This is a genomic window from Endozoicomonas sp. ONNA2 (assembly GCF_024606365.1).
Lineage (GTDB): Bacteria > Pseudomonadota > Gammaproteobacteria > Pseudomonadales > Endozoicomonadaceae > Endozoicomonas.
Genome location: NZ_JAHHPO010000369.1, coordinates 1 through 2430, shown reverse-complemented (window position 1 = coordinate 2430; position 2430 = coordinate 1). Strand labels below are relative to the sequence as shown.

2 protein-coding genes are annotated in these 2430 nt (G+C 44.3%); both read left to right on the top strand.

Translation table 11 applies throughout. The features are described from left to right. Positions 1 to 368: 368 nt before the first annotated feature. The gene (locus KDK14_RS06760; RefSeq protein ID WP_257264266.1) at positions 369 to 1367 is read left to right on the top strand and encodes a hypothetical protein; all 999 of its coding nucleotides are present in this window, start codon (positions 369 to 371) and stop codon (positions 1365 to 1367) included. Next, complete coding sequence (locus tag KDK14_RS06755; protein WP_257264265.1) at positions 1324 to 2178, top strand: hypothetical protein; 855 nt, start codon at positions 1324 to 1326, stop codon at positions 2176 to 2178. The genes KDK14_RS06760 and KDK14_RS06755 overlap by 44 nt, the downstream gene beginning before the upstream one ends. Positions 2179 to 2430: the final 252 nt, after the last annotated feature.

Genomic DNA, 2430 nt, shown 5'->3' with positions numbered 1-2430 from the left:
TTAAATTAGCCTTGATTGGAACGATCGTAAGGCCGATTCTATCGCCCTGATGCTGAAGCAGCTTAACCAGCCTGGCAGGCATTGACGATATCCTGTGAGGCATCCATAACCTTTGCACACCAAAGAGGTAAAATGAATCCATATCCGTTAGACGGCCTGACACCTGCGCAGCCTGCTTCGAGCCAACCCATTGCCTTATCAAAAAAAGATCGTTCCATTAGATACCTTGGCAGGCAACTCAGGCAGCCAGGAGGCTGTCCGAGAATAGCCTCCTGGCGTTGGGTGATGGCTTGTCAGAAGTACCTGCTCGAAAAAGGTCGGCAAACTCTACCGAAGATTCTCTACAGCCCAGTAAAATCGCTAAAAAAATGCCAGCAACTGAAGTTTTACCCGTTAAACATGAGCAGTTACTGTCAGGGCAAACCTTCAATACCGCCGGGGGTAAACAGCTATCGGAACGACTGGTTAATCTTCAACCCGATCTTGCGACACAATCTGATTCAAGGGCTGAAGCTATACAGATGACCGCCAGGAATCTGGTGGAGAAATTTCAATTTGAGGCAATTGAAAAGTCACCAACCAAAGAGGTGCTATGTGCCGTTTTTCTTGAGTGCCTGATAACTCATTGTGTGCCTTATAGCACTACTGGAAAAAAACTGGCCGAAACAAATGCCTTGAGTGGGGCTGAAAAAGTTCATATTTTGTTGGCTTCTGAAGAAAAACTTAAACTTCTGCATAGCGCGAGAATTTGGTCCCGGATTCCTTTATCCATCCGGTTAGAAGAGGCAAAGAATCTGTTTCAACGTCTTCCTGATCGGCCAGAGATGGACAATGAAATTAGTGTACAGTTGACGACATTTAACCCTGATAATCTGGTCAAGGTGAGCCTTCTGGAAATCAGGCAAACCCTTAATTCGCAAAACAACGAACTTTCCACACAACTATTGAGTGATGTTGACCATATTGAAAAAAAATTTATCCCAGGAGTTAAAGGGAATGGCCATTTCCTGGACAATAATGCTTATAGGGATTTCATTATTTATACAAGAAAATTGCTCTATTTATATGCAGCCTGTTCCGGTTATTCACAGAAGGCTGATATTGCTGAGTTAGTCTCATACATTAGAGCTGTTCATTATACCATCCATACAGATAACATCTGGCATATTGCTAAAGAGCTGGCCTATTTATCGAAACAGCCGGGCTCCATCGATTATTGCCGTTATATTGCTGCCGTGGCCAATATATTGAAAGCACCTGCACCTGTCGCCTTACAGTTTGAAGAACTCAAACAACTCAGTGATATCCGGGGGTTTGCTTTACTTGAAAGATGGCAAGGTTTTCCATCAGTGGCTGGCTACCCTTGAGCAGGTATTGGCCAGCGAGCTTATGAATAAGGCCATGGTAATGCCGATGCTGAAAAAGCTCACCCAAAGTCTGACTTATGAAAAACTGGTTTGGCTTTACTTGGCATTCACCATGGGAGACAACTTTAATAAAGTCCTGCGCAGCCTGGGCTTTAGCTGTCAGGAAGAAGGATTACCATTGTTAATCGCTGAAAAAGGGGTTGATGCTCTGGTTGGAGTCAATAAAGAGGTCACACAATGGCTATTGAAACAACGACATTACCAACTTCTGCCTTTTTACATGTCAGCAATGTCAGAAGAAGGGAATACCGACGTTACAGACCTTATCCATGAGTTTATACAGTCCAGTGTTAACCATACTTTTATTGAGAACAGGCAATCCCCGCTGAACAATCCACACTTGCAGGCTGTTTACCGGAAATACCGCCAATTCAAAGCAGGTTGGGGGGCGAACTTCAGCGGATTCAGCGAGGAAACCAGAAACAAGCTGTTGTCCCCGGGAGAAACCCTGGAGCTGACAGAAGATTCCCGGGACCTGTTTATCAGTGGACTTGAACTTGACACCTGTCTGGCACCGAACGGCATAAAGGAATTCAGAAGTGGACTGATGAGCTATGTGATGGATGGACGCAATGCCATGATTGTCAAAAAGAACCAAAAAGGAACTATCCTCGGCAGAAGCGTTATTCGTATGGTGTTGGATCAGGATGACCGCCCTGCGTTATTTCTTGAGAAGGGCTACCCCGATGAGCGTAATTTAATGTTCATTGATGCCGCACTCAATGGAAATTATTTCAGGCAAGTTCCTTGAGAGCCTCCCCCTAAAGTACTTTCGTTTTTTATAACCGGTGAATCGACTTTCATGAAACTTTCTATCAGTTCGACGGTCTATTCAGAGTAATTATTAATTCGGTCTATTGTATGCCCTCCCGGATGCTTCATAGATGGATTAAAGAGTAGGCTCGACATACTACCGTAATAAGTAGCTAACCATATGAAATCATATATTTCGTAACTGTTTGGTGATCCCATACAATGTTCGCGATTACCAGGGGCTGCAGCC